2 protein-coding genes are annotated in these 2,284 nt (G+C 68.8%); one reads left to right on the top strand and one right to left on the bottom strand.

Features of this window, described 5'->3' with window-relative positions; translation table 11 throughout:
- Positions 1 to 57 precede the first annotated feature (57 nt).
- Positions 58 to 1,041, bottom strand: a complete 984-nt coding sequence (locus ACDELDRAFT_RS21470; protein ID WP_005800466.1) for a quinone oxidoreductase family protein — start codon at positions 1,039 to 1,041, stop codon at positions 58 to 60.
- Positions 1,042 to 1,135: 94 nt separating this feature from the next.
- On the opposite strand from ACDELDRAFT_RS21470, the gene ACDELDRAFT_RS21465 reads away from it, so the two are divergent.
- Positions 1,136 to 2,035, top strand: a complete 900-nt coding sequence (locus tag ACDELDRAFT_RS21465; protein WP_005800465.1) for a DMT family transporter — start codon at positions 1,136 to 1,138, stop codon at positions 2,033 to 2,035.
- The last annotated feature ends 249 nt before the right edge of the window (positions 2,036 to 2,284 follow it).

Below are 2,284 nucleotides of genomic sequence, written 5' to 3'. Positions count from 1 at the left end.
AGGCCGACACGCGGGCCTGGGCCAGCCAGTCGGCGGCAGACGCTGCAGGCGCCTGCGTCACAGCGTGAGGATGGTCGAGCCCGTGGTCTTGCGCGCCTCGAGGTCGCGGTGCGCCTGCTGCACTTCGGCCAGCGGATAGCGCTGGTCGATGTGGATCTTCACCTGGCCGCTGGCCACCACGGCAAACAGGTCGTCGGCCATGGCCTGCGTGGCCTCGCGGGTGGCGATGTGGGTGAACAGCGTCTGGCGCGTGACATAGAGCGAGCCCTTGGCACCCAGCGCACCCGGCGCAAACGGCGCCACGGGGCCCGAGGCATTGCCGAAGCTGGCCATCAGGCCAAACGGGCGCAGGCAGTCGAGCGACTTGTCCCAGGTGTCCTTGCCCACCGAGTCGTACACCACCTTCACGCCGCGCCCCCCGGTGATCTCCTTCACCCGCGCAGCAAAGTCTTCGGTGCGGTAGTTGATGGCATGGGCCGCACCATTGGCCAGCGCGAGTTGGCACTTGGCATCGGTGCCCGCCGTGGCGATGAGCTGCAGGCCCAGGGCCTTGGCCCACTGGCAGGCGATCAGGCCCACGCCACCGGCGGCGGCGTGGAACAGCACGTGGTCGCCGTGCTCCAGCCCTTCCACGGGGCGCGTCTTCTTGAGCAGGTACTGGGCTGTAAGGCCCTTGAGCATCATGGCGGCGCCGGTCTCGAAGCTGATGGCGTCGGGCAGGCGGCACACGCATTTGGCGGGCATCACGCGCACCTCGCAGTAGCTGCCGGGCGGCTGGCTGGCATAGGCGGCGCGGTCGCCCGCCTTTAGGTGCGTGACGCCTTCGCCCACGGCCTCGACCACGCCCGCTGCCTCCATGCCGATGGTGGCGGGCATGTTGAGCGGGTACAGGCCCGTGCGGTGGTACACGTCGATGAAGTTCAGGCCGATGGCATGGTGGCGGATGCGGATCTCGCCCGGCCCGGGCTCGCCCACCGGCACATCAACGAGGTGGAGTTCTTCGGGACCGCCGGGCTGGCGGATCTGGACGGCAAGGCTCATGGAAACAGTCTCCTGCAATGGATGCGACAAGTCGGCTGTCATCGTGCCATGAATCTGCAAGCCTTGCCGGCGCGCCCCCCTTTACAGTGGAGGCATGACTCAACGACTGACGCCCGGCACCGCGGCGCTGCTGGTGACCGCGCCGCTGCTGTGGGCCGGCAACGCCGTGGTGGGCCGGCTGGTGCACGACCTGGTGCCGCCCATCACCCTGAACTTCTTGCGCTGGGTGCTGGCCCTGGCACTGCTGGCGCCGCTCACGCACCGCGTGCTGCGCCCGGACAGCCCGCTCTGGCCGCACTGGCGCCGCTTCGCCGTGCTGGGGCTGCTGGGCGTGGGGCTGTACAACGCACTGCAATACCTGGCGCTGCAGACTTCCACGCCCATCAACGTGACGCTGGTGGGCTCGAGCATGCCGGTGTGGATGCTGGCGGTGGGCGCACTGTTCTTTGGCGTGGCCGTCACCCGCCAGCAACTGGCGGGCGCGGCCCTGTCGATGGCGGGCGTGCTCACGGTGCTCAGCCGGGGCGAGTGGAACCAGCTGCTGGCGCTGCGCCTGGTGCCGGGTGATCTGTTCATGCTGCTGGCCACCATCTCGTGGTCGTTCTACAGCTGGCTGCTGGTGCGCACCAGCGAGCCTGCCAGCCTGCGCGGCGACTGGGCGGCCTTCCTGACCGGGCAGATGGTGTTTGGCCTGGCCTGGTCGGGCGCCTTTGCCAGTGCCGAGTGGGCCACGGGCCATACCCACATTGCATGGGGCTGGCCGCTGGTGACGGCGCTGCTGTTCATCGCCATCGGCCCGGCGCTGGTGGCCTACCGCTGCTGGGGCATCGGCGTGCAGCGAGCCGGGCCGGCCGTGGCGGGGTTCTTTTCCAACCTGACACCGCTGTTTGCGGCCCTGCTGTCGGCCGCCTTTCTGGGCGAGGCTCCCCGCGCGTACCACGCCGCGGCGTTTGCGCTGATCGTGGGCGGCATCGTGGTGTCGTCGCGGCGCTGAGGACGGCCGTGGCAGGCCGATTTTTGGTGTTTTACCGCGCTAGCGCTTATTCAGCGTGCGCCACGCGCTATTAAAAACAAAGCAAAATGCTGAGAGGCTGAGAGGCTGAGAGGCTGAGAGGCTGAGAGGCTGAGAGGCTGAGAGGCTGAGAGGCTGAGAGGCTGAGAGGCTGAGAGGCTGAGAGGCTGCCTTTCACGCGCGCCAAGTGCAAGCCGCCCGGTCGCCCCCCCGGTGGCGGCCAGACGCTGC

The sequence above is a fragment of the Acidovorax delafieldii 2AN genome (assembly GCF_000175235.1).
In the GTDB taxonomy this organism is placed as follows: domain Bacteria; phylum Pseudomonadota; class Gammaproteobacteria; order Burkholderiales; family Burkholderiaceae_C; genus Acidovorax; species Acidovorax delafieldii_B.
Note: the sequence above shows the minus strand (reverse complement) of the source record. Positions and strands in the feature narration are given on the sequence as shown.

Coding starts and splice junctions, on each gene's coding strand:
- ACDELDRAFT_RS21465 (WP_005800465.1), top strand. CDS start 1,136: ATGACTCAACGACTGACGCCCGGCACCGCGGCGCTGCTGGTGACCGCG.
- ACDELDRAFT_RS21470 (WP_005800466.1), bottom strand. CDS start 1,041: ATGAGCCTTGCCGTCCAGATCCGCCAGCCCGGCGGTCCCGAAGAACTC.